The organism is Enterobacter cloacae complex sp. 372C4 (assembly GCF_050030615.1).
GTDB classification, from domain to species: domain Bacteria; phylum Pseudomonadota; class Gammaproteobacteria; order Enterobacterales; family Enterobacteriaceae; genus Enterobacter; species Enterobacter intestinihominis.
The window spans coordinates 3,623,857-3,644,261 of sequence record NZ_JBLGUQ010000001.1 but is presented as its reverse complement, the minus strand read 5'-3'; the positions used below and the strand labels follow the sequence as shown (position 1 = coordinate 3,644,261).

The window sequence follows — 20,405 nt, the reverse complement described above, 5'->3', positions numbered from 1 at the left end:
TAATGGCAGATGAATATTTAAAAGGTCGGGACAATCCCGGCCTTTTTTATTTATGGCCTTAGTGTGGCTGTGTCGGCAGATGTATTGTCATGCACGGGTTCATGGGTACGATTAAATCTTCAGCTATCGCGTGGGTAATGTCATGCAACAGTCCCGTCAGGTGCGGCAACATATCGCGGTCAAAATGCGAAACCAGCAGCACGTGGTTTAACGCCCGGCAGTAGTCACATTTCGTTTCTGTATCTTCCAGCAACCACTCTTTTTGTCGCGGCTGTTCCGCTTCGTCCTCAAATTCCACCACCTGAAAATCACGCATGGATTCTGTGAGGCCGGATTTTACCTCTTCCAGATAAGCTCCGAGACAGCGGCAAACGGGCTGCGTTTGCGGGAGAGATTTGCAGTCGAGAAGGATTTCGGTGAGCAGCTTGCAGCGCTCGGCCAGGGTTGGGAGATCGGGGTTGAGGGAGAGTTCGGTGTAGAGCTGGGCGAAGCTATTAATATTAGTCATATGTAATCCTTTATGCACGCAAGATTGTCTGTGCACACACTTTCAGGACGCCAATCCCGGCACCCGATTTTGCAGGTGCGACGCCATTTTATTACTGTAGATTTATCCAGCAACTGACTTCGAAAGAATCTGGAAAGCGCCTCGCAAAATTCCTCTGCGGCCTGATGCCCTCACCCCAGCCCTCTCCCACTGGGAGAGGGAGCAAACAAAAAAAACGGCAACCGAAGTTGCCGTTTTGCTTTTACCTTTCAACTCAGTGAGCCGCTTCCGGCTTGTGCTTCGCCGCACTCTGGAAATCGTACGTCAGTTCGTTCTTCGCCTGATCCAGCGCCACGGTCACCTGGCCGCCGTCAACCAGCGATCCAAACAGCAGTTCGTTCGCCAGCGGTTTCTTCAGGTTGTCCTGAATCACGCGCGCCATCGGACGGGCACCCATCGCACGGTCGTAGCCTTTCTCGGCCAGCCAGTTGCGGGCCTCCTGGCTCACTTCCAGCGACACGCCTTTCTGATCCAGCTGAACCTGCAGCTCGACGATGAACTTATCCACCACCTGATGGATCACCTCGGTAGACAGGTGATCGAACCAGATAATGTTGTCCAGACGGTTACGGAACTCCGGCGTGAAGATCTTCTTGATCTCCTCCATCGCATCGGTGCTGTTATCCTGATGGATCAGGCCGATGGATTTGCGCTCGGTTTCACGCACCCCGGCGTTGGTGGTCATCACCAGCACCACGTTGCGGAAATCGGCCTTGCGCCCGTTGTTATCGGTCAGCGTCCCGTTGTCCATCACCTGCAACAGGATGTTGAACACGTCCGGGTGCGCTTTCTCGATTTCATCGAGCAGCAGGACCGCGTGCGGATGCTTGATCACCGCGTCGGTGAGCAGGCCGCCCTGGTCAAAGCCCACGTAGCCCGGAGGCGCACCAATCAAACGGCTGACGGTGTGACGCTCCATATACTCGGACATATCAAAGCGCAACAGCTCAATGCCCAGCGCTTTGGAGAGCTGCACCGTTACCTCGGTTTTACCCACACCGGTCGGGCCGGCGAACAGGAAGGAACCGACAGGCTTGTGGTCATGCCCCAGGCCAGCACGGGCCATCTTGATCGCTTCGGTTAAGGCCTCAATAGCTTTATCCTGACCAAAGACCAGCATTTTCAGGCGATTGCCGAGGGTGCGCAGCGTATCACGGTCGCTCTGAGAGACGCTCTTCTCAGGGATACGTGCGATACGGGCCACCACGGACTCGATATCCGCTACGTTCACGGTTTTCTTACGCTTGCTCGCTGGCATCAGGCGCGCACGCGCACCCGCTTCATCAATCACGTCGATCGCTTTATCCGGCAGATGACGATCGTTGATGTATTTCACCGCCAGCTCCACCGCCGCACGCACCGCTTTCGCGGTGTAACGCACGTCGTGGTGCGCTTCGTACTTGGTTTTCAGGCCGTTGATGATCTGCACCGTTTCGTCAACCGACGGCTCGGTTACGTCGATTTTCTGGAAACGACGCGCCAGCGCACGATCCTTCTCAAAGATGTTGCTGAACTCCTGGTACGTCGTAGAGCCCATCACGCGGATCTTGCCGCTGGAGAGCAGCGGTTTGATCAGGTTGGCGGCATCTACCTGACCACCGGAAGCCGCGCCTGCGCCGATGATAGTGTGGATCTCATCGATAAACAGGATGCTGTTGGTGTCCTGCTCCAGCTGTTTTAACAGCGCTTTGAAACGTTTTTCAAAATCACCGCGGTATTTGGTGCCCGCCAGCAGCGAGCCGATATCCAGCGAGTAGATGGTGCAGTCGGCAATCACTTCCGGCACGTCGCCCTGCACAATGCGCCAGGCCAGACCTTCGGCAATCGCGGTTTTACCCACGCCAGATTCCCCCACCAGCAGCGGGTTATTCTTACGGCGACGGCACAGCACCTGGATGGCACGCTCCAGCTCTTTGTCGCGGCCAATCAGCGGGTCGATACCGCCAACGCGAGCAAGCTGGTTAAGGTTGGTGGTGAAGTTTTCCATACGATCCTCCCCGCCTGCTTGCTCTTCATTGCTGTTGATCTGTCCGCTGGGATCCGATGCCTGGTTAGGCTCGTCTTTTCGCGTTCCGTGAGAGATGAAGTTGACCACGTCGAGCCGGCTGACTTCGTGTTTACGCAGCAGGTAGGCCGCCTGGGACTCCTGCTCACTGAAGATGGCGACCAGCACATTGGCGCCCGTCACTTCGCTACGTCCGGAAGACTGGACGTGGAAAACCGCGCGCTGCAGCACGCGCTGGAAGCTGAGCGTCGGCTGTGTGTCGCGCTCTTCTTCACTGGCTGGCAGCACCGGTGTGGTTTGTTCGATGAAGGCTTCGAGTTCCTGACGTAGCGCCACCAGATCCACGGAGCAGGCTTCCAGCGCTTCGCGGGCAGATGGGTTGCTAAGCAGTGCGAGCAGCAAATGCTCGACGGTCATAAACTCATGTCGGTGCTCACGCGCTCTGGCGAAAGCCATGTTTAAACTGAGTTCCAGTTCTTGATTGAGCATAGGCACCTCCCCCAATTTTATGCCTTATCAGGCCTTTTCCAGCGTACACAGCAACGGATGCTCGTTCTCCCTTGCATAGTCGTTCACCATCGCTACTTTGGTTTCCGCTACTTCGGCAGTAAAGATGCCGCAGATCGCTTTGCCACGATAATGAACGGTAAGCATCAGTTGCGTTGCACGTTCAACATCATAAGAAAAGAACTTTTGTAGCACGTCAATAACAAATTCCATCGGCGTGTAATCATCGTTCATTAACATAACTTTATACATAGATGGCGGTTTTAGCGCGTCGCGCACTTTATCTTCCGCCAGCTGGTCAAAATCCAGCCAATCGTTGGTCTTACCCATTATGCATAACCACTTTGAATCTACCTCAGATGTTAGATAACAATCATCTATTACTGTCATCCGCGATGTCTGTCACAAACTGTTGCAATAGCGTTAACTGCCTCAAATTTTGGTTGATTATTGTCCCAACTCCAGCGCCAAACGCTTGACGGCTTCTTCCGTTTCTCTAAATTGTACAAGCGTGAGTTGGCGAGGTTTTGAACAGCCCCCACTCCACCACCGGTTCATTCCATCTTAATTTATAAGATTTACGAAGGATGTCGAAGCATGGAAATGGGTACTGTTAAGTGGTTCAACAACGCCAAGGGGTTTGGCTTCATTTGCCCCGAAGGCGGCGGCGAGGATATCTTCGCTCACTATTCCACCATTCAGATGGATGGTTACAGGACGCTCAAAGCCGGGCAGTCCGTCCGGTTCGATGTACACCAGGGGCCAAAAGGCAATCATGCCAGTCTGATCGTCCCCGTTGAAGCAGAAGCGGTTGCATAGCTCTCTGATTCATTGTGTACACCCTGCAGGCAAAATGCCAGCCCGATCGGCTGGCATTTTTATTTTCGGGTTATTCGCGCGCCAGCGCATCCACCGGATCCAGCCGCGCCGCGTTTCGCGCCGGTAGCCAGCCGAACAGAATACCGGTGAAGGTGGAACATAAAAACGCCGTCAGGATCGCCATCGGCGAGAAGCCAATCTCCCAGCCCGGTAAGAAGAGCTGGAGCGCAAAGGCGATCATCATCGAGAGCGCAATCCCCATCGCACCGCCCACCAGACACACCAGCACCGCTTCAATCAAAAATTGCTGCAGCACGTCGCTGGCTCTGGCTCCGACCGCCATGCGGATGCCGATCTCCCGCGTACGTTCGGTCACCGACACCAGCATAATGTTCATCACCCCTATCCCGCCGACGACCAGCGAAATCACCGCCACCAGCGTCAGGAACAGCTGAAGAGTACGTGTGGTCTTTTCCGCCGTTTTCAAGAGGCCATCCATATTCCAGGTGAAGAAATCCTTTTTCCCGTGGCGCAGGGTTAACAGCCGCTCCAGCTGCTGTTCCGCCAGCCCGCTGTCGTAGCCCTCCTTCACTCGAACGGTAATAGAGTTAAGCCAGGACTGCCCCATGATGCGCCCGGAAATGGTGGTGTACGGCAGCCAGACGCGCAGGATTTTGCTGCTGCCGAACATCGACTGCTTCTCTTCCGCCACGCCGATCACCGTCGCTGGCATGTTGCCTACGAGGATCACTTCCCCCACCACATTGGTCTTATTCGGGAACAGCTGCCTGCGGGAGTTAGCGTCTAACACAACCACCTGCGCCCTGCCCGCCAGCTGTTCAGCGTTGAAGGTCGCCCCTTCGCTGAAGGTCATGCCGTAGACGTTGAAGTAATCTCCGCTGACGCCGTTAGCGCTGGCCGCCACGTCGATGTTGCCGTAGCGCAGACGCAGGTTTTGCGAGACGGCAGGCGTGGCGGAGTTCACCCACGGCTGCTTCTGAATAGCCGCCAGATCGTCATACTTCAGCGCCTGCTGATACTGCGGCTCGTCGTCGCCAAAATCTTTGCCGGGGTAAACGTCGATGGTGTTAGTCCCGATGGCGCGAATATCTGCCAGCACCAGCTGTTTCGCCGCATCGCCCACCACCACAATCGACACCACTGAGGCAATACCAATAATGATGCCAAGCATGGTCAGCAGAGTGCGCATTTTGTTGGCCGCCATCGCCAGCCAGGCCATGGTCAGCGCCTCGCGGAAACCGCTGGAAAACTGGCCCCAGCCGGTTGCGGCCGGCAGCGGCTCTTTCGGCGCCGCCGCTCTGGACTGACGTGGCGGCGGGTTGCTGACCAGCTCGCCGTCGTGGATCTCGATAATGCGTTCCGCCTGCGCTGCCACCTGCGGATCGTGGGTGACGATAATCACCGTATGCCCCTGATCGCGAAGCTGATGCAGGATCGCCATCACCTCTTCACCGGAATGGCTGTCGAGCGCACCGGTTGGCTCATCGGCGAGGATCACCTGCCCACCGTTCATCAGCGCGCGGGCAATACTCACGCGTTGCTGCTGACCGCCGGAAAGCTGCGAAGGCTGATAATCAACACGCTCCGCCAGCCCAAGACGCGTTAATAGCGCCTTCGCGCGTTCGAGGCGTTTTTTGCGCTCGACGCCCGCATACACCGCCGGCACTTCCACATTCTGCGCCGCGCTCAGGTGTGAAAGCAGATGGTAACGCTGGAAGATAAAGCCAAAATGCTCGCGACGCAGCTTCGCCAGCGCGTCGCCGTCCAGGGTGGAAACATCCGTCCCGGCCACGCGATAGGTGCCGCTGGTAGGCTTATCCAGACAGCCGAGAATGTTCATCAGCGTTGATTTACCCGAGCCCGATGCCCCGACAATCGCCACCATTTCACCGGCTTCAACGCGCAGGGAGATGCCTTTCAGCACCTCCACCGGCCCGTCGCCGGACGGATAGCTGCGACGAATGTCATTCAGCTCAAGCAGCGCCGTCATTGCGCGGCTCCAGGCAGGCTTTCGCTGGTGACCACTTCCTCACCCTCTTCCAGCCCTTTAACCACCACCACGTCGGTGTCGTTACGTGCGCCAATCACCACTTCCCGCTCGCGGGTTTCACCGTTGCGCAGCACTTTCACCTTGTAGCGATTGTCCCCGGCGGATTCGCCCAGCGCGGAGAGCGGAACCGTCAGCACGTTTTTCACGCCGGTCAGCTGGATATGCACCTGAGCGGTCATGTCCAGACGCAGCACGCCCTGCGGGTTAGGCACCTCAAAACGCGCATAGTAGAAGATGGCGTCGTTGACCTTCTCCGGCGTCGGCAGGATATCTTTCAGCACCCCTTCATAGCGGGTTTGCGGATCGCCCAGCACCGTAAACCAGGCTTTCTGCCCCGGCTTAAGGTGAATGACGTCCGCTTCAGATACCTGGGCTTTCACCAGCATGGTGCTCATATCCGCCAGGGTCAGGATGTTCGGCGCCTGCTGCGCGGCGATGACCGTCTGGCCTTGCAGGGTGGTTATCTGCGTCACTTCCCCGGCCATTGGCGCAACGATTTGCGTGTAATCGAGGTTGGTTTTCGCCGTATCCAGCGAGGCCTGATTCCGCTTGATTTGCGCATCGATGGTGCCAATCTGCGCCTGCTTCACCGCCAGCTCCGTGGCGGCTGTGTCCAGATCCTGTTTCGAGATGGCCTGCGTTTTCGCCAGCGCCTGCTGGCGCGACAGGGTGACCTGAGCGAGATTACGCTCCGCCTGAGCCTGAGCGCGCTGCGCGCGCAACTCCATCAGCGTCGCTTCCACTTCGCGGATCTGGTTTTGCGCCTGCTCAGGATCGATCACGCCAAGCAACTGGCCTTTTTTAACCTTATCGCCAATCTCAACCGACAGGGTTTTAAGCTGACCGCTGACCTGCGCGCCCACGTCAACCTTACGCAGGGCATCCAGCTTCCCCGTCGCCAGCACGTTTTGTTGCAGCTCGCCCGGACGAACAATCAGCGTTTGATACTGTGGTACCGGCGCGTTCAGTACCTTCCATAACCAGAATCCGCCTGCTAACACCACTACCGCCAGCAGCAGAAACAGCTTTCTGCGTTTTCCCTTCAGGTTCATAAATATTCCAAATAATTGTTCTGGCTATCATCACCGTTGATTTTATCTAAACCACTCCTCAACGAAACCCCCGATCCCCGTAATCGTCGGGAATTGTTTACCCAATGTTGATAAAGCGCCTGCTGAAATAGCGAAATTCCACCAGAAGCAGGATCTAACATGTCTTCCATCGTCGATACACCTTATTCAACGCTGTCCCAGCCTAAATCGGGCTGGCAACTGTTTAAAAGCCTGGCATCGGGTTCCCTCACGCCGGGGCTGGCGTGGCAAAATCCGGCCTATCGACGTAAGTTTATGTTGCGCTCGCTGGCAACGCCGTTCACCACTGCGCGCCTGCTCGGAAACCTTGCAAAACAGCCCCGTCTGATGCAGATCCTGCGCGTGCAGCCCGGCCTGCCGTGCCGCCTGCACCGACCGTGGCTGACCGTCAATATGGGCCGTCAGAATACGCTGGACGCATTGGACAATCACTATCAGATGATGAGCCGCCATCTTCCGGCGTCACTGCTGAACGGCTACCTTTCCAGCCAGGGCATCACGCTGGTGACGTTAACGGGCAAAGAGGAGCAGCAGTTTAGCGTTCGCCTGAGCGCGGATGCGTTTCTGGACAAAGAAGGGGAAGCGACCCTCACTTTTTGTGACCACCAGAACACGGTGCTGGCCGAGCTGACCTTTACGCTGTGCAAATACCAGGGCAAGTCAACGCTCTTCATCGGCGGAATGCAGGGGGCGAAAGCGCATGTGCCGCACGAGCACATTCAGCTGGCGACCAAAGCCTGTCACGGACTGTTTCCAAAACGTCTGCTGGTTGAAGCGGTCATGACGCTGGCAGGCGCCTTCCCCGTCGAGCAGATCCTCGCGGTGAGTAACGCCACCCACATCTACCGCAGCTGGCGCTATCGCAAGAAAAAAGAGGGAAAATTGCTGGCTGACTATGACAGCTTCTGGCGCTCCCTTGGCGGACAGCAGCAGGAGAACGGCAACTTTGCCCTGCCACTGACCATGCCACGCAAACCGATGGAAGAGATTGCGAGTAAAAAACGATCCGAGTACCGCCGCCGCTATATCCTGCTTGATAGCCTGCATCAACAGGTATCGCAGGCGACTGCCCGTTAATCGGCCCTCCCGCGAGCCAGCCAGAGGACGCGGGAGAACATTTTACGCAGCAGCGTGGGCACCGACTCCACGCCCCGCCTGCCCGCTTCCGTCGCGACTTCAATGGCCAAATCCGGTTTTGACGACCGATGGATAGCTTTGGCAATCACCCGACGCATATTCATGGGCACATCCACCGGGATCATCGCCACGCGGTGAAAGACGTCGTCAAATCCCTGGCGGTACATAAAGTGCTCCATGTCCATCGCGGGCAACGTGGTCAGATGTTCCCGCTCCTCTTCACGATCGTTATTGAGCAGGCTGCGCACGGTCGCCGCATATTTTTTACCCGCCTCATCGCCATCCACCAGCACGTGCCACTCTATCCCCATCCGGCGCGCAAATTTGATCAGCGGCTTTAAGCCAGACTGAGCAAATTCGATCACTTTGATCCCTTCGGCATCAAAGTGGTGCCCGCACTGGCGCGCCAGCTCGTTTATCACCCAGGTTTCAGTTTCACCTTCCACCAGCAACCAGCAGCGGGCAAACAGGGAAGAGGCTCGGTTAAAACGGATATGAAACGCAATGCGCCGGCCATCTTCGGCATTTAACCCGCCGGGCCCGAGCCGGTAGGCGGTGACCCGCGAGGATTCACGCACCAGGCGGCAGACATACTCCACCGGCGTCAGGGAGAGCAGCTCGCCGGAATTCGTGGTGGTGACACGCTGCAACGGCAGCAGATTAAGAAGATGCCACGCCACGGAAAGCATAATCGGGTGCAGCCGCGTTTCCGGATCTTCCACCAGCAGCAGAGGGCGCGCGTCCCGATCCAGGCGCACCGTCCCTTTCGCCTGTAAAAGCGTGGAGAATAATCCCAGCAGGATCACCCGATGCGTGCGCCCGCTGGGGCGGTCGATCATGCGGTTGATAATATCGAGATAGCGCCAGCTTCGTTGCTCGTCGTGCGAGCGGCGGCGCATCAGGCGGTGGCGCGCCTGCCCCGTTCCCTGCTCGGAGAAGTAGTGCTCCAGCAGTTGGACCATGGCAGACAGTCCCTGACGGATCTGGCCGTCGGTGAGATTCTGCGGCCGCGAGACCAGTTCACGGGCGAGGAAATCCAGCTCGCGGGCGGTTACTTCCACCTCGGGCATATTCGGTACGGTGCCGTTACGGATCCGCCGCATAAAGCGCGCGTCTCGTAAGCGCAACACGGGGGAGAGGCGGATAAGATGGCGGGCAAGCTCGTCAATATTATCGAGCGGGATCGGATTCCCCTTCTCATCAAGAAATTCACGCAGGGTTAATACCCCGTCGTTTTGCGCCATTTCGCCCTCAAGGCGATAGAAAATACGCTGGAACCCATCTTCACAGGGCACCCAGCAGGGCGACATAGGGCGAAAACGACGCACGCGATGGCGTCCGGGCTCGGATTCGCGGAAGGTCAGAATGATATGCAGGTGTTTCTCGCGCCCGTTGACATCCCCCGGCGGAAACCAGAAGTCATCATGGACGAAGTGGTACAAGTTCTCTTCGGGCGAAAGCAGCAGCGTCAGGGCATCCAGCAGGCTGGATTTACCCCAGGCGTTTTCGCCTATCAGGACGTTGTTCTGTTCCAGTTGCAGCGACAGGCGGTTAATCCCGCGAAACCCGACAATCTCCACACGTTCGAGTAGCATACATCCCCCGCATTTCGGCCACTTTTTCCTTCAAGTTATCAGCAGTATAGCGGCAGGCTGTAGGTCACGACAGCAGAATATACGCCCCCTTAATTATTGGGCTATGCTCTAATTACCTCCTTTCTGAACAAGGATTGACATCACATTGCCTTAAATCAAATTTAGTGAATTTATTTGAGTGGCGAAGGGATGTTGATGGTTTCAAAATACTGGCTCTTTGAGTCGTCATCCCTTTATGGCGATATAACCCGCGCGCAGGAATGGGCGCGGACGTTTATTATTGAGGTGGTTATGTTCAGAAAATTAGCGGCAGAATGCTTTGGTACATTCTGGCTGGTGTTTGGTGGCTGCGGTAGCGCAGTACTCGCAGCCGCATTTCCGGAATTAGGTATTGGATTTGTCGGCGTCGCGCTGGCATTCGGTTTAACCGTATTAACCATGGCATTCGCCGTGGGGCATATTTCCGGCGGTCATTTCAACCCGGCCGTCACGTTAGGTTTATGGGCGGGCGGACGTTTCCCGGCGAAAGATATTATTGGCTATATTATTGCCCAGGTTATTGGCGGTATTATTGCCGCGGCGGTGTTGTACGTCATTGCCAGCGGAAAAGCCGGGTTTGACGCCGCGGCCAGCGGATTTGCATCAAACGGCTTCGGCGAACACTCTCCAGGCGGCTACTCAATGCTGTCTGCTATCGTGATTGAAATTGTGCTCACAGCAGGTTTCCTGTTGGTGATCCACGGCGCAACGGACAAATACGCGCCTGCGGGCTTTGCCCCCATTGCTATTGGTCTGGCGCTGACGCTTATCCACCTGATCTCCATCCCGGTGACCAATACCTCCATTAACCCGGCACGCAGCACCGCGGTGGCTATTTTCCAGGGCGGCTGGGCGCTTGAACAGCTGTGGCTGTTCTGGGTGATGCCAATTATTGGCGGTATTCTGGGCGGCGTGCTGTATCGCACCCTGCTGGAAAAACGCGATTAATTAAGTGCGGCCTGTAATGTCGGGTGGCGCTAAAGCTTACCCGACCTACGTGAGTGTGCACTTTGTAGGCCGGGTAAGGCGCAGCCGCCACCCGGCTTTCTTTTGCCGCTTTACTGTACAGCCTTTATTGGGTAGTGTCTCTGGCGCTTAAATGATACTCAAAAGGACCGGCTGTTCATGTTCTCAGGACTCCTCATCATTCTTCTGCCCCTGATTGTGGGCTATCTTATTCCGCTGCGTCATGAATCGGCCTTAAAGCTTATTAATCGTTTTCTCAGCTGGATTGTTTACGTCATTCTGTTCTTTATGGGGATCAGCCTGGCCTTCCTGGATAATCTGGCGACGAACTTGCTTTCCATCCTGCATTATTCTGCGGTTACGGTAGTGGTTATTCTGCTGTGCAATATTGCCGCGCTGTTCTGGCTTGAACGCACTATTCCCTGGAAAAATCACCATCATCAGGAAAAGCTTCCCTCCCGAATTGCGATGGCGCTGGAATCATTAAAGCTGTGCGGCGTGGTGGTGCTCGGTTTTTTACTGGGGCTAACCGGATGGGCTTTTTTACAGCACGCTACGGAAGCCAGCGAATATACGCTGATTTTCCTGCTCTTCCTGATCGGTATTCAGTTGCGAAATAATGGCATGACGCTGAAGCAGATTGTCCTTAACCGCCGGGGCATGATGGTTGCCATTATCGTTGTGGCCAGCTCAATGGCGGGGGGAGTGATTAACGCCTTTATTCTCGATCTGCCGCTGAAAACCAGCCTGGCGATGGCATCCGGTTTTGGCTGGTATTCGCTGTCCGGTATTCTGCTGACCGAATCGTTTGGTCCGGTGATCGGCAGCGCCGCCTTCTTTAACGATCTGGCGCGCGAACTGATAGCCATCATGCTGATCCCCGGCCTGGTACGCCGCAGCCGCTCTACCGCGCTGGGCCTGTGCGGGGCCACCTCAATGGACTTTACCCTGCCGGTGTTACAGCGCTCGGGAGGGCTTGAGATGGTCCCTGCCGCTATTGTACACGGCTTTATTCTGAGCCTGCTGGTCCCCATTCTGATGGCGTTCTTCTCAGCCTGATACTGCTTTGGCGGTAGTGAACCTGCCGCCAAAATTGCGCTAAATCAATAACCCTCCACTTAGTATAAGAAAGCACTTTTCTCCGTTGTGGCACAGGCATAACCTTAAACATGTATCTAAAATATAACTTTAACAGGTGTGATTATGTTTTGTGTGCAATGTGAACAAACCATCCGTACCCCGGCAGGCAACGGCTGCTCTTACGCGCAGGGTATGTGCGGCAAAACCGCAGAAACGTCCGATCTCCAGGACCTGCTGATTGCGGCGCTGCAAGGCTTATCCGCCTGGGCCTTCAAGGCCCGTGAATATGGCCTTGTCGATCACTATGTCGACAGCTTTGCGCCGCGCGCATTTTTCTCCACGCTGACTAACGTTAACTTCGATTCTCCACGCATTGTGGGCTATGCCCGCGAAGCGATTGCCCTGCGTGAAGCCCTGAAAGCGCAATGCCTGAATGCCGACGCCAGCGCCCGCGTGGACAACCCGATGGCGGAACTACAGCTGGTGAGCGACGACCTGGGCGAGCTACAGCGTCAGGCCGCCGATTTTACTCCCAATAAAGACAAAGCGGCGATTGGCGAGAACATCCTCGGCCTGCGCCTGCTGTGCCTGTACGGTCTGAAAGGTGCTGCGGCGTATATGGAGCACGCGCACGTACTCGGCCAGTACGACAACAACATTTATGCCCAGTACCACAAAATCATGGCATGGCTGGGCACCTGGCCTTCCGACATGAACGCCCTGCTGGAATGCTCGATGGAAATCGGCCAGATGAACTTCAAAGTGATGAGCATTCTGGATGCCGGTGAAACCAGCACCTACGGCCACCCAACGCCGACGCAGGTCAATGTCAAAGCGACCGAAGGTAAATGCATCCTGATCTCCGGCCACGACCTGAAAGATCTCTACAACCTGCTGAAGCAGACCGAAGGCACCGGCGTTAACGTCTATACCCACGGCGAAATGTTGCCCGCGCACGGCTACCCGGAACTGCGTAAATTTAAGCATCTGATCGGTAACTACGGCAGCGGCTGGCAGAACCAGCAGGTGGAGTTCGCCCGCTTCCCTGGCCCAATCGTCATGACCTCTAACTGCATCATCGACCCTACCGTGGGCGCGTATGACGACCGTATCTGGACCCGCAGCATCGTCGGCTGGCCGGGCGTGAGCCACCTTGAAGGCGATGATTTCGGTCCGGTTATCGCGCAGGCGCAGCAGATGGCAGGCTTCCCGTACAGCGAAATTCCGCACCTCATCACCGTCGGTTTTGGCCGTGAGACCCTGCTGGGTGCGGCGGATTCCCTGATTGACCTCGTCAGCCGTGAAAAACTACGTCACATCTTCCTGATCGGCGGCTGTGACGGCGCGCGCGGGGAACGTAACTATTTCACCGATTTCGCCACCCGCGTTCCGGAAGACTGTCTGATCCTGACCCTGGCCTGCGGTAAATACCGTTTCAACAAGCTGGACTTCGGCAACATCGAAGGTCTGCCACGCCTGGTGGATGCTGGTCAGTGTAACGATGCGTATTCAGCCATCATTCTGGCGGTCACGCTGGCAGAGAAACTGGGCTGCGGCGTGAACGATCTGCCGCTGTCGCTGGTGCTCTCTTGGTTCGAGCAGAAAGCGATCGTTATTCTGTTGACCCTGCTCTCTCTCGGCGTGACCAACATCGTCACCGGGCCGACCGCGCCAGGCTTCCTGACGCCGGACCTGCTGGCCATCCTGAACGAGAAATTTGGTCTGCGTTCCGTGACCAACGTTGAAGATGATATGAAGCAACTGCTGAGCGCGTAAGGAGTAACTCATGACCATGCCAACCTCACAATGTCCGTGGCGGATGCAGGTTCATCACATCCAACAGGAGACGCCGGATGTGTGGACACTGTCGCTGCTGTGCCATGACTACTACCCGTACCGCGCAGGTCAGTATGCGCTGGTGAGTGTGCGTAATTCGGCGGATACCCTGCGCGCCTACACGATCTCCTCCACGCCGGGCGTGAGCGAATACATAACGCTCACCGTCCGTCGTATTGATGACGGCGCAGGCTCCCGGTGGCTGACCCGTGACGTGAAGCGCGGGGATTACATCTGGCTGTCTGACGCGCAGGGCGAGTTCACCTGTGACGACAAGAAGGAAGACAAATTCCTGCTTCTGGCGGCAGGCTGTGGCGTAACGCCGATTATGTCGATGCGCCGCTGGCTGGCGAAATACCTTCCTCAGGCCGACGTGCAGGTGATCTTTAGCGTGCGTTCCCCGGAAGATGTGATTTTTGCCGAGGAATGGCGAAATTATCCGGTGACCCTGGTGGCTGAGCACAACGCGACGCACGGTTTTGTCGCGGGGCGTCTGAGCCGCGAAATGTTGCAAAGCGTGCCGGACATTGCGGATCGTACCGTGATGACCTGCGGCCCGGCGCCGTACATGGAGATCGTGGAGAAAGAAGTGAAAGCGCTCGGCGTGACCCGCTTCTTTAAAGAGCAGTTCTTCACGCCTGTAGCGGCAGCGGCGACCAGCGGGATGAAGTTCACGAAGCTGCAACCGGCGCAGACCTTCTTTGGTCGCGTGGGCACCACGCTGCTTGAAGCGCTCGAAAGCAATAACGTGCCGGTAGCGGCAGCCTGTCGCGCGGGTGTGTGCGGCTGCTGTAAGACGAAGGTGGTTTCCGGTGAATACACCGTCACCAGCACCATGACGCTGACCGATGCGGAAATTGCAGAGGGTTACGTGTTGGCGTGTTCATGCCATCCGCAGGGGGACCTGGTTCTGGCATAATCTGGCGCAGTGCCCCCATTTGTTGCCGGGTGGCACTGCGTTTACCCGGCCTACTTTGTACATGTTGGCTCTTCGTAGGCCCGGTAAGCGTTAGCGCCACCGGGCTTTTTGCCGGGTGACACTGCGTTTACCCGGCTTACGTTGTGCCTACTGCCTGTGCGTATGGAATACCAGGCAGCCAATACAGTGACTTTCTTCTAAGCTTGTAAGCGATATCACATAAAGGAGAAGGACCACCATGAAACAAACCGTGGCTGCATACATAGCGAAAACCCTGGAACAGGCTGGCGTAAAGCGTATCTGGGGCGTCACCGGCGATTCGCTGAACGGACTCAGCGACAGCCTCAACAAGATGAAGACCATTGAATGGATGCCCACCCGCCATGAAGAGGTCGCCGCCTTTGCCGCGGGTGCCGAAGCGCAGCTCACGGGCGAACTCGCCGTCTGTGCAGGTTCCTGCGGACCGGGAAACCTGCACCTTATCAACGGTCTTTTCGACTGTCACCGCAACCATGTTCCGGTGCTGGCGATTGCCGCACATATTCCGTCATCCGAAATCGGCAGCGGCTATTTTCAGGAGACGCATCCTCAGGAGCTGTTCCGTGAATGCAGCCACTACTGCGAGCTGGTCTCGTCGCCGGAGCAGATCCCACAGGTGCTGGCGATAGCCATGCGTAAGGCGATCCTGAATCGCGGGGTTTCGGTGGTTGTGCTGCCGGGGGACGTGGCGCTGAAGGCTGCACCTGAAACCGCCACCACCCACTGGTACTCTGCGCCACAGCCAACCATTACCCCTGCGGATGAAGAGCTTAAAAAGCTGGTGCAACTGCTGCGATACTCCAGCAATATCGCCCTGATGTGCGGCAGCGGCTGTGCCGGCGCGCATAAAGAGCTGGTGGAATTTGCCGCTAAGCTGAAGGCGCCAGTTGTGCACGCCCTGCGCGGGAAAGAACACGTTGAATACGATAACCCGTACGATGTGGGCATGACCGGGCTGATCGGTTTTTCCAGCGGCTTCCATACCATGATGAACGCCGATACGCTGATCCTGCTCGGCACCCAGTTCCCGTACCGCGCGTTCTACCCGACGGATGCCAAAATTATCCAGATCGACATTAATCCCGGTAGCATCGGCGCGCACAGCAAGGTGGATATGGCGCTTATCGGCGATATTAAATCCACCCTCGCCGCCCTCCTGCCGCTGCTGGAAGAAAAAACGGACCGCAAATTCCTCGATAAAGCCCTGAGCGACTATCGCGATGCGCGTAAGGGGCTGGACGATCTCGCCAAACCGAGCGAAAAAGCGATCCACCCGCAGTATCTGGCGCAGCAGATCAGCCACTTCGCCGACGACGATGCCATCTTCACCTGCGACGTGGGTACGCCCACCGTCTGGGCCGCGCGCTATCTGAAAATGAACGGCAAACGACGCCTGCTTGGCTCGTTCAACCATGGCTCAATGGCCAACGCCATGCCGCAGGCGCTGGGCGCGAAAGCAACGGCACCGGAACGTCAGGTGGTGGCGATGTGCGGCGACGGCGGGTTCAGTATGCTGATGGGGGATTTCCTGTCGGTGGCGCAGATGAAGCTTCCGCTGAAAATCGTGGTCTTTAACAACAGCGTGCTGGGCTTTGTGGCGATGGAGATGAAGGCCGGAGGCTACCTCACGGACGGCACCGAGCTGCACGACACCAACTTCGCCCGCATCGCCGAAGCCTGCGGTATCACCGGTATTCGGGTGGAGAAAGCCTCAGAGGTGGACGAAGCCCTGCAACGTGCCTTCGCCATCGACGGCCCGGTGCTGGTGGATGTGGTGGTCGCCAAAGAAGAGCTGGCGATCCCGCCTCAAATCAAGCTGGAACAGGCTAAAGGTTTTAGCCTCTACATGCTGCGCGCCATCATCAGCGGGCGCGGTGACGAAGTGATCGAACTGGCAAAAACCAACTGGCTCAGGTAAAACATTTCACAAGACCTCTTAAATGAAAGGGATGTGAAATGATTGATTTACGTAGTGATACCGTTACCCGTCCGGGCCGCGCCATGCTCGAAGAGATGATGGCCGCCCCGGTCGGGGACGACGTCTACGGCGATGACCCGACGGTCAACGAACTCCAGCGCTATGCGGCCGAGCTGAGCGGTAAAGAGGCTGCCCTGTTCCTGCCCACCGGCACGCAGGCTAACCTGGTGGCGCTGCTGAGCCACTGCGAGCGCGGCGAAGAGTATATCGTCGGCCAGGGGGCGCATAACTACCTGTATGAAGCCGGCGGCGCGGCGGTGCTTGGCAGCATTCAGCCGCAGCCGATCGATGCCGCGCCGGATGGTACGCTGCCGCTGGACAAAGTCGCGGCAAAAATCAAAGCCGACGATATTCACTTCGCCCGCACTAAACTGCTGAGCCTTGAAAACACCCATAACGGTAAAGTTCTGCCGCGCGAATACCTGAAAGCGGCATGGGATTTTACCCGCGAGCGCAAGCTCGGCCTGCACGTTGACGGCGCACGTATCTTCAACGCCGTGGTGGAGTACGGCTGCGAGCTGAAAGAGATCACCCAATATTGCGACTCGTTCACCATTTGCCTCTCTAAAGGGCTGGGCACGCCGGTAGGTTCCCTGCTGGTTGGCAGCGCAGACTACATCAGACGCGCCAACCGCTGGCGCAAAATGACCGGCGGCGGGATGCGTCAGGCGGGTATTCTGGCGGCTGCCGGACTGTACGCCCTGAAAAATAACGTGTCACGCCTGAAAGACGATCACGACAATGCGGCGTGGATGGCAGCGCAGCTGCGTGAAATCGGCGCTGATGTCATGCGTCATGACACCAACATGCTGTTTGTCCGCGTCGGCAATGAGCATGCTGCCGCGCTGGGCGAATTTATGAAAGCCCGAGGCGTGCTGATCAACGCCTCCCCGGTCGTGCGACTGGTGATGCATCTTGACGTTAACCGCGAGCAGTTGACCGAGGTGGTGAAACACTGGCAGGCGTTTTTACAGCGTTAAGGAGCATACCGTGCCGCAACGTATTCTGGTGCTCGGTGCCAGCGGGTATATCGGTCAGCATCTGACCACTGCGTTAAGCCAGCAGGGGCACCAGGTGCTGGCAGTGGCACGCAACACGGAACGCCTGCAAAAGCTACATTTGCCTGGCGTGACGTGTCACAACGTTGACCTTAACTGGCCGAAAGCGCTTCCTGCGCTGCTGGAAGGGGTCGATACGCTTTACTACCTTGTTCACAGCATGGGCGAAGGCGGCGATTTTATCGCCCACGAGCGTCAGGTGGCGATGAACGTACGTGATACGCTGCTGCAAACGCCGGTAAAGCAGGTGATCTTTCTAAGCTCGCTTCAGGCGCCTGAGAACGAGCAGTCAGACCATCTGCGCGCGCGGCAACTGACGGCAGAGACATTGCGAAGCGCCCGTATCCCCGTCACCGAACTGCGGGCAGGGATCATCGTCGGCGCGGGTTCCGCCGCGTTCGAAGTGATGCGCGATATGGTCTACAACCTGCCTGTGCTGACACCGCCGCGCTGGGTACGCTCGCGCACCACGCCCATTGCGCTGGAGAATTTACTCCACTATCTGGTGGCATTGCTGGATCATCCGGCGGCGGCGCATCGCGTGCTGGAGGCGGCTGGCCCGGAAGTGTTGAGCTATCAGGCGCAGTTCGAACATTTTATGCGGGTGAGTGGCCGCCGCCGCTGGCTGGTGCCCGTCCCCTTCCCGACCCGCTGGATTTCGGTGTGGTTTTTGAATGTGATCACCTCCGTGCCGCCGACGACTGCCAAAGCGCTTATACAGGGACTGAAACACGATCTGCTGGCGGACGATCGTGAACTGCGTGCCTTGATCCCTCAGGAATTGATCCCCTTCGACGATGCCGTACGCAATACGCTGAAAGAAGAAGAGAAGCTGGTGAACTCCAGCGACTGGGGCTACGATGCGCAGGCGTTTGCCCGCTGGCGGCCCGAGTACGGCTATTACCCAAAACAGGCGGGCTGTACGGTAAAAACCACTGCCAGCCTCTCAGCGCTGTGGGACGTTGTGAACCAGATCGGCGGCAAAGAGCGCTATTTCTTCGGCAATATCCTCTGGCAAACGCGCGGCGCGCTGGATCTGATGGTGGGTCACCGGCTGGCAAAAGGCCGTCCTGCCGCCCCGTATCTGAACGTGGGCGATACGGTCGACAGCTGGAAGGTGATCATCGTTGAGCCGGAAAAACAGCTGGCGCTGCTGTTTGGCATGAAGGCACCGGGGCTGGGGCGGCTCTGCTTCACCCTTAAAGACAAAGGCGATCACCGCGAGCTGGACGTTCGGGCGTGGTGGCACCCGCACGGAATGCCCGGGCTGTTCTACTGGCTGCTGATGATCCCGGCACACCTGTTTATCTTCCGCGGAATGGCGAAACGGATTGCGCAACTGGCAGAAGAAAAGCGGGAAAGTAACTAAATAAAACTCTTAATCTTTCACCTTTCCCATTGCAACACATCGTAATTCACGAAAGAATGCGCACGAAATTCTTTTCAACACAGTGGATTGTTATGAAGGTACTGGTTACCGGGGCGACCAGCGGCTTAGGCCGAAATGCGGTCGAATTTCTGCGCAACAAAGGCATCAGCGTGAGGGCCACCGGTCGCAACGAGGCGATGGGCAAGCTCTTGCAAAAAATGGGCGCTGAGTTTGTCCATGCCGACCTGACGGAGCTGGTCTCCTCTCAGGCCAAGGTGATGCTCGCCGGTATCGATACGCTGTGGCACTGCTCCAGTTTTACCTCCCCGTGGGGTACCCAGGAAGCCTTCGATCTCGCCAACGTGCGCGCCACGCGCCGTCTGGGCGAATGGGCCGTCGCCTGGGGCGTGCGTAACTTTATTCATATCTCTTCCCCGTCGCTCTATTTTGATTATCACCATCATCGTGATATTCAGGAAGATTTCCGCCCTGCGCGCTTTGCCTGTGAATTTGCCCGCAGTAAAGCGGCTGGCGAAGAGGTGATCGACCTGCTGGCCCAGTCAAATCCGCACACCCGCTTTACCGTGCTGCGACCACAGAGCCTGTTTGGGCCGCACGACAAAGTCTTTATCCCGCGACTGGCCCAGATGATGCACCATTACGGCAGCGTGCTGTTACCGCGCGGCGGCGATGCGCTGGTAGACATGACCTATTACGAAAATGCCGTTCACGCCATGTGGCTGGCGAGCCAGCCGGAGTGCGATAAGCTGGTGTCGGGCCGCGCCTATAACATTACCAACGGCGAACCCTGTACCCTGCGCAGCATTGTGCAAAGGCTGATTGATGAGTTAAAAATCGACTGCCGGATCCGTTCCGTTCCCTACCCGATGCTGGACATGATTGCCCGCAGCATGGAGCGCTTTGGCAGTAAATCGGCGAAAGAGCCTGCGCTGACGCATTACGGTGTGTCGAAGCTCAACTTCGATTTTACGCTGGATATTTCTCGGGCGGAGAACGAGCTGGGGTATAAACCGATTATCTCGCTGGATGAAGGGATAGTGCGTACGGCGGCGTGGTTGCGGGATCACGGGAAGTTACACCGGTAAGCGTTCCAGCCTCATGTAGGCCGGGTAAGCGCAGCGCCACCCGGCAAAAAACAGAGAGTGCGGACTGATGCCCTCACCCCGACTCTCTCCCACAGGGCTGAGGGATCCCCAGTAATTTTTTTATGCAGAAGCAATAAAGTTGCTTTCTAAATGACTGAGGGCTGTCAGCGATGCCCTGGTCCGGCTGTAAATCGCTGAGGCGTTTCCTGCAGGCCGGGGCGAGGCGCAGGGATGCGCCGAGAG

General features: G+C 57.1%; 17 protein-coding genes. 10 read left to right on the top strand and 7 right to left on the bottom strand.

All coding sequences use genetic code 11. The features are described from left to right. Window positions 1-58: 58 nt before the first annotated feature. The 3 genes from ACQG11_RS17720 to clpS all read right to left on the bottom strand — a co-directional run bounded on the left by ACQG11_RS17720 (window position 59) and on the right by clpS (window position 3,389). The gene (locus ACQG11_RS17720; RefSeq protein WP_045309092.1) at window positions 59-508 is read right to left on the bottom strand and encodes a hypothetical protein; all 450 of its coding nucleotides are present in this window, start codon (window positions 506-508) and stop codon (window positions 59-61) included. A 253-nt stretch (window positions 509-761) separates the two neighbouring features. After that, window positions 762-3,041 carry an ATP-dependent Clp protease ATP-binding subunit ClpA gene (gene clpA, locus ACQG11_RS17715; RefSeq protein ID WP_022647611.1) on the bottom strand — a complete coding sequence of 760 codons (2,280 nt, stop codon included), beginning with the start codon at window positions 3,039-3,041 and terminating at the stop codon, window positions 762-764. Between the two features lie 27 nt (window positions 3,042-3,068). Then, window positions 3,069-3,389 (bottom strand): ATP-dependent Clp protease adapter ClpS, encoded by a 321-nt coding sequence (gene clpS / locus ACQG11_RS17710; protein WP_006174393.1) that lies wholly within the window; start codon window positions 3,387-3,389, stop codon window positions 3,069-3,071. A 267-nt stretch (window positions 3,390-3,656) separates the two neighbouring features. Here clpS and cspD point away from each other — a divergent pair, with 267 nt between their 5' ends. Next, window positions 3,657-3,878, top strand: a complete 222-nt coding sequence (gene cspD, locus ACQG11_RS17705) for a cold shock-like protein CspD (protein ID WP_006174390.1) — start codon at window positions 3,657-3,659, stop codon at window positions 3,876-3,878. A gap of 70 nt (window positions 3,879-3,948) precedes the next feature. Here cspD and macB read toward each other — a convergent pair whose 3' ends face one another. The 3 genes from macB to ACQG11_RS17690 are packed head-to-tail and all read right to left on the bottom strand — an operon-like array spanning window position 3,949 to window position 7,171. After that, a complete protein-coding gene (gene macB / locus ACQG11_RS17700) occupies window positions 3,949-5,889 on the bottom strand; it encodes a macrolide ABC transporter ATP-binding protein/permease MacB (protein WP_058676869.1) in 1,941 nt (646 codons plus the stop codon). Continuing rightward, window positions 5,886-7,001 carry a macrolide transporter subunit MacA gene (gene macA, locus ACQG11_RS17695; protein ID WP_022647609.1) on the bottom strand — a complete coding sequence of 372 codons (1,116 nt, stop codon included), beginning with the start codon at window positions 6,999-7,001 and terminating at the stop codon, window positions 5,886-5,888. Before macA ends, macB begins: the two co-directional genes overlap by 4 nt. Next, a complete protein-coding gene (locus ACQG11_RS17690; RefSeq protein WP_426728636.1) occupies window positions 6,998-7,171 on the bottom strand; it encodes a hypothetical protein in 174 nt (57 codons plus the stop codon). The genes macA and ACQG11_RS17690 overlap by 4 nt, the downstream gene beginning before the upstream one ends. On the opposite strand from ACQG11_RS17690, the gene ACQG11_RS17685 reads away from it, so the two are divergent. Beyond that, window positions 7,161-8,117, top strand: a complete 957-nt coding sequence (locus tag ACQG11_RS17685; protein WP_038415768.1) for a VirK/YbjX family protein — start codon at window positions 7,161-7,163, stop codon at window positions 8,115-8,117. The genes ACQG11_RS17690 and ACQG11_RS17685 overlap by 11 nt on opposite strands. Here the strand turns inward: ACQG11_RS17685 and ACQG11_RS17680 are convergent. After that, window positions 8,114-9,772: an ATP-dependent endonuclease gene (locus ACQG11_RS17680; protein WP_023299709.1), complete on the bottom strand. Its 1,659-nt coding sequence runs from the start codon at window positions 9,770-9,772 to the stop codon at window positions 8,114-8,116. The two genes, ACQG11_RS17685 and ACQG11_RS17680, sit on opposite strands and share 4 nt — an antisense overlap. A 291-nt stretch (window positions 9,773-10,063) precedes the next feature. Here ACQG11_RS17680 and aqpZ point away from each other — a divergent pair, with 291 nt between their 5' ends. The 8 genes from aqpZ to ACQG11_RS17640 all read left to right on the top strand — a co-directional run bounded on the left by aqpZ (window position 10,064) and on the right by ACQG11_RS17640 (window position 20,162). Then, on the top strand, window positions 10,064-10,759 hold the full coding sequence (gene aqpZ / locus ACQG11_RS17675) for an aquaporin Z (protein ID WP_426728635.1): 696 nt from the start codon (window positions 10,064-10,066) through the stop codon (window positions 10,757-10,759). Between the two features lie 177 nt (window positions 10,760-10,936). Next, window positions 10,937-11,836, top strand: coding sequence for a lysine exporter LysO family protein (locus tag ACQG11_RS17670; RefSeq protein WP_161177788.1), 900 nt, complete (start codon window positions 10,937-10,939; stop codon window positions 11,834-11,836). A 144-nt stretch (window positions 11,837-11,980) separates the two neighbouring features. Continuing rightward, on the top strand, window positions 11,981-13,633 hold the full coding sequence (gene hcp / locus ACQG11_RS17665; RefSeq protein ID WP_426728634.1) for a hydroxylamine reductase: 1,653 nt from the start codon (window positions 11,981-11,983) through the stop codon (window positions 13,631-13,633). Between the two features lie 10 nt (window positions 13,634-13,643). Beyond that, a complete protein-coding gene (gene hcr, locus ACQG11_RS17660) occupies window positions 13,644-14,612 on the top strand; it encodes an NADH oxidoreductase (protein WP_426728633.1) in 969 nt (322 codons plus the stop codon). Window positions 14,613-14,850: 238 nt separating this feature from the next. Beyond that, window positions 14,851-16,569 carry a ubiquinone-dependent pyruvate dehydrogenase gene (poxB, locus tag ACQG11_RS17655; protein WP_426728632.1) on the top strand — a complete coding sequence of 573 codons (1,719 nt, stop codon included), beginning with the start codon at window positions 14,851-14,853 and terminating at the stop codon, window positions 16,567-16,569. 38 nt (window positions 16,570-16,607) lie between these two features. Continuing rightward, a complete protein-coding gene (gene ltaE, locus ACQG11_RS17650) occupies window positions 16,608-17,609 on the top strand; it encodes a low-specificity L-threonine aldolase (protein WP_032624552.1) in 1,002 nt (333 codons plus the stop codon). Between the two features lie 10 nt (window positions 17,610-17,619). After that, the gene (locus tag ACQG11_RS17645; protein ID WP_046618463.1) at window positions 17,620-19,056 is read left to right on the top strand and encodes an SDR family oxidoreductase; all 1,437 of its coding nucleotides are present in this window, start codon (window positions 17,620-17,622) and stop codon (window positions 19,054-19,056) included. Window positions 19,057-19,148: 92 nt separating this feature from the next. Continuing rightward, entirely contained in the window at window positions 19,149-20,162 is a 1,014-nt protein-coding gene (locus tag ACQG11_RS17640; RefSeq protein ID WP_022647600.1) for an NAD-dependent epimerase/dehydratase family protein, read from the top strand. Window positions 20,163-20,405 lie beyond the last annotated feature (243 nt).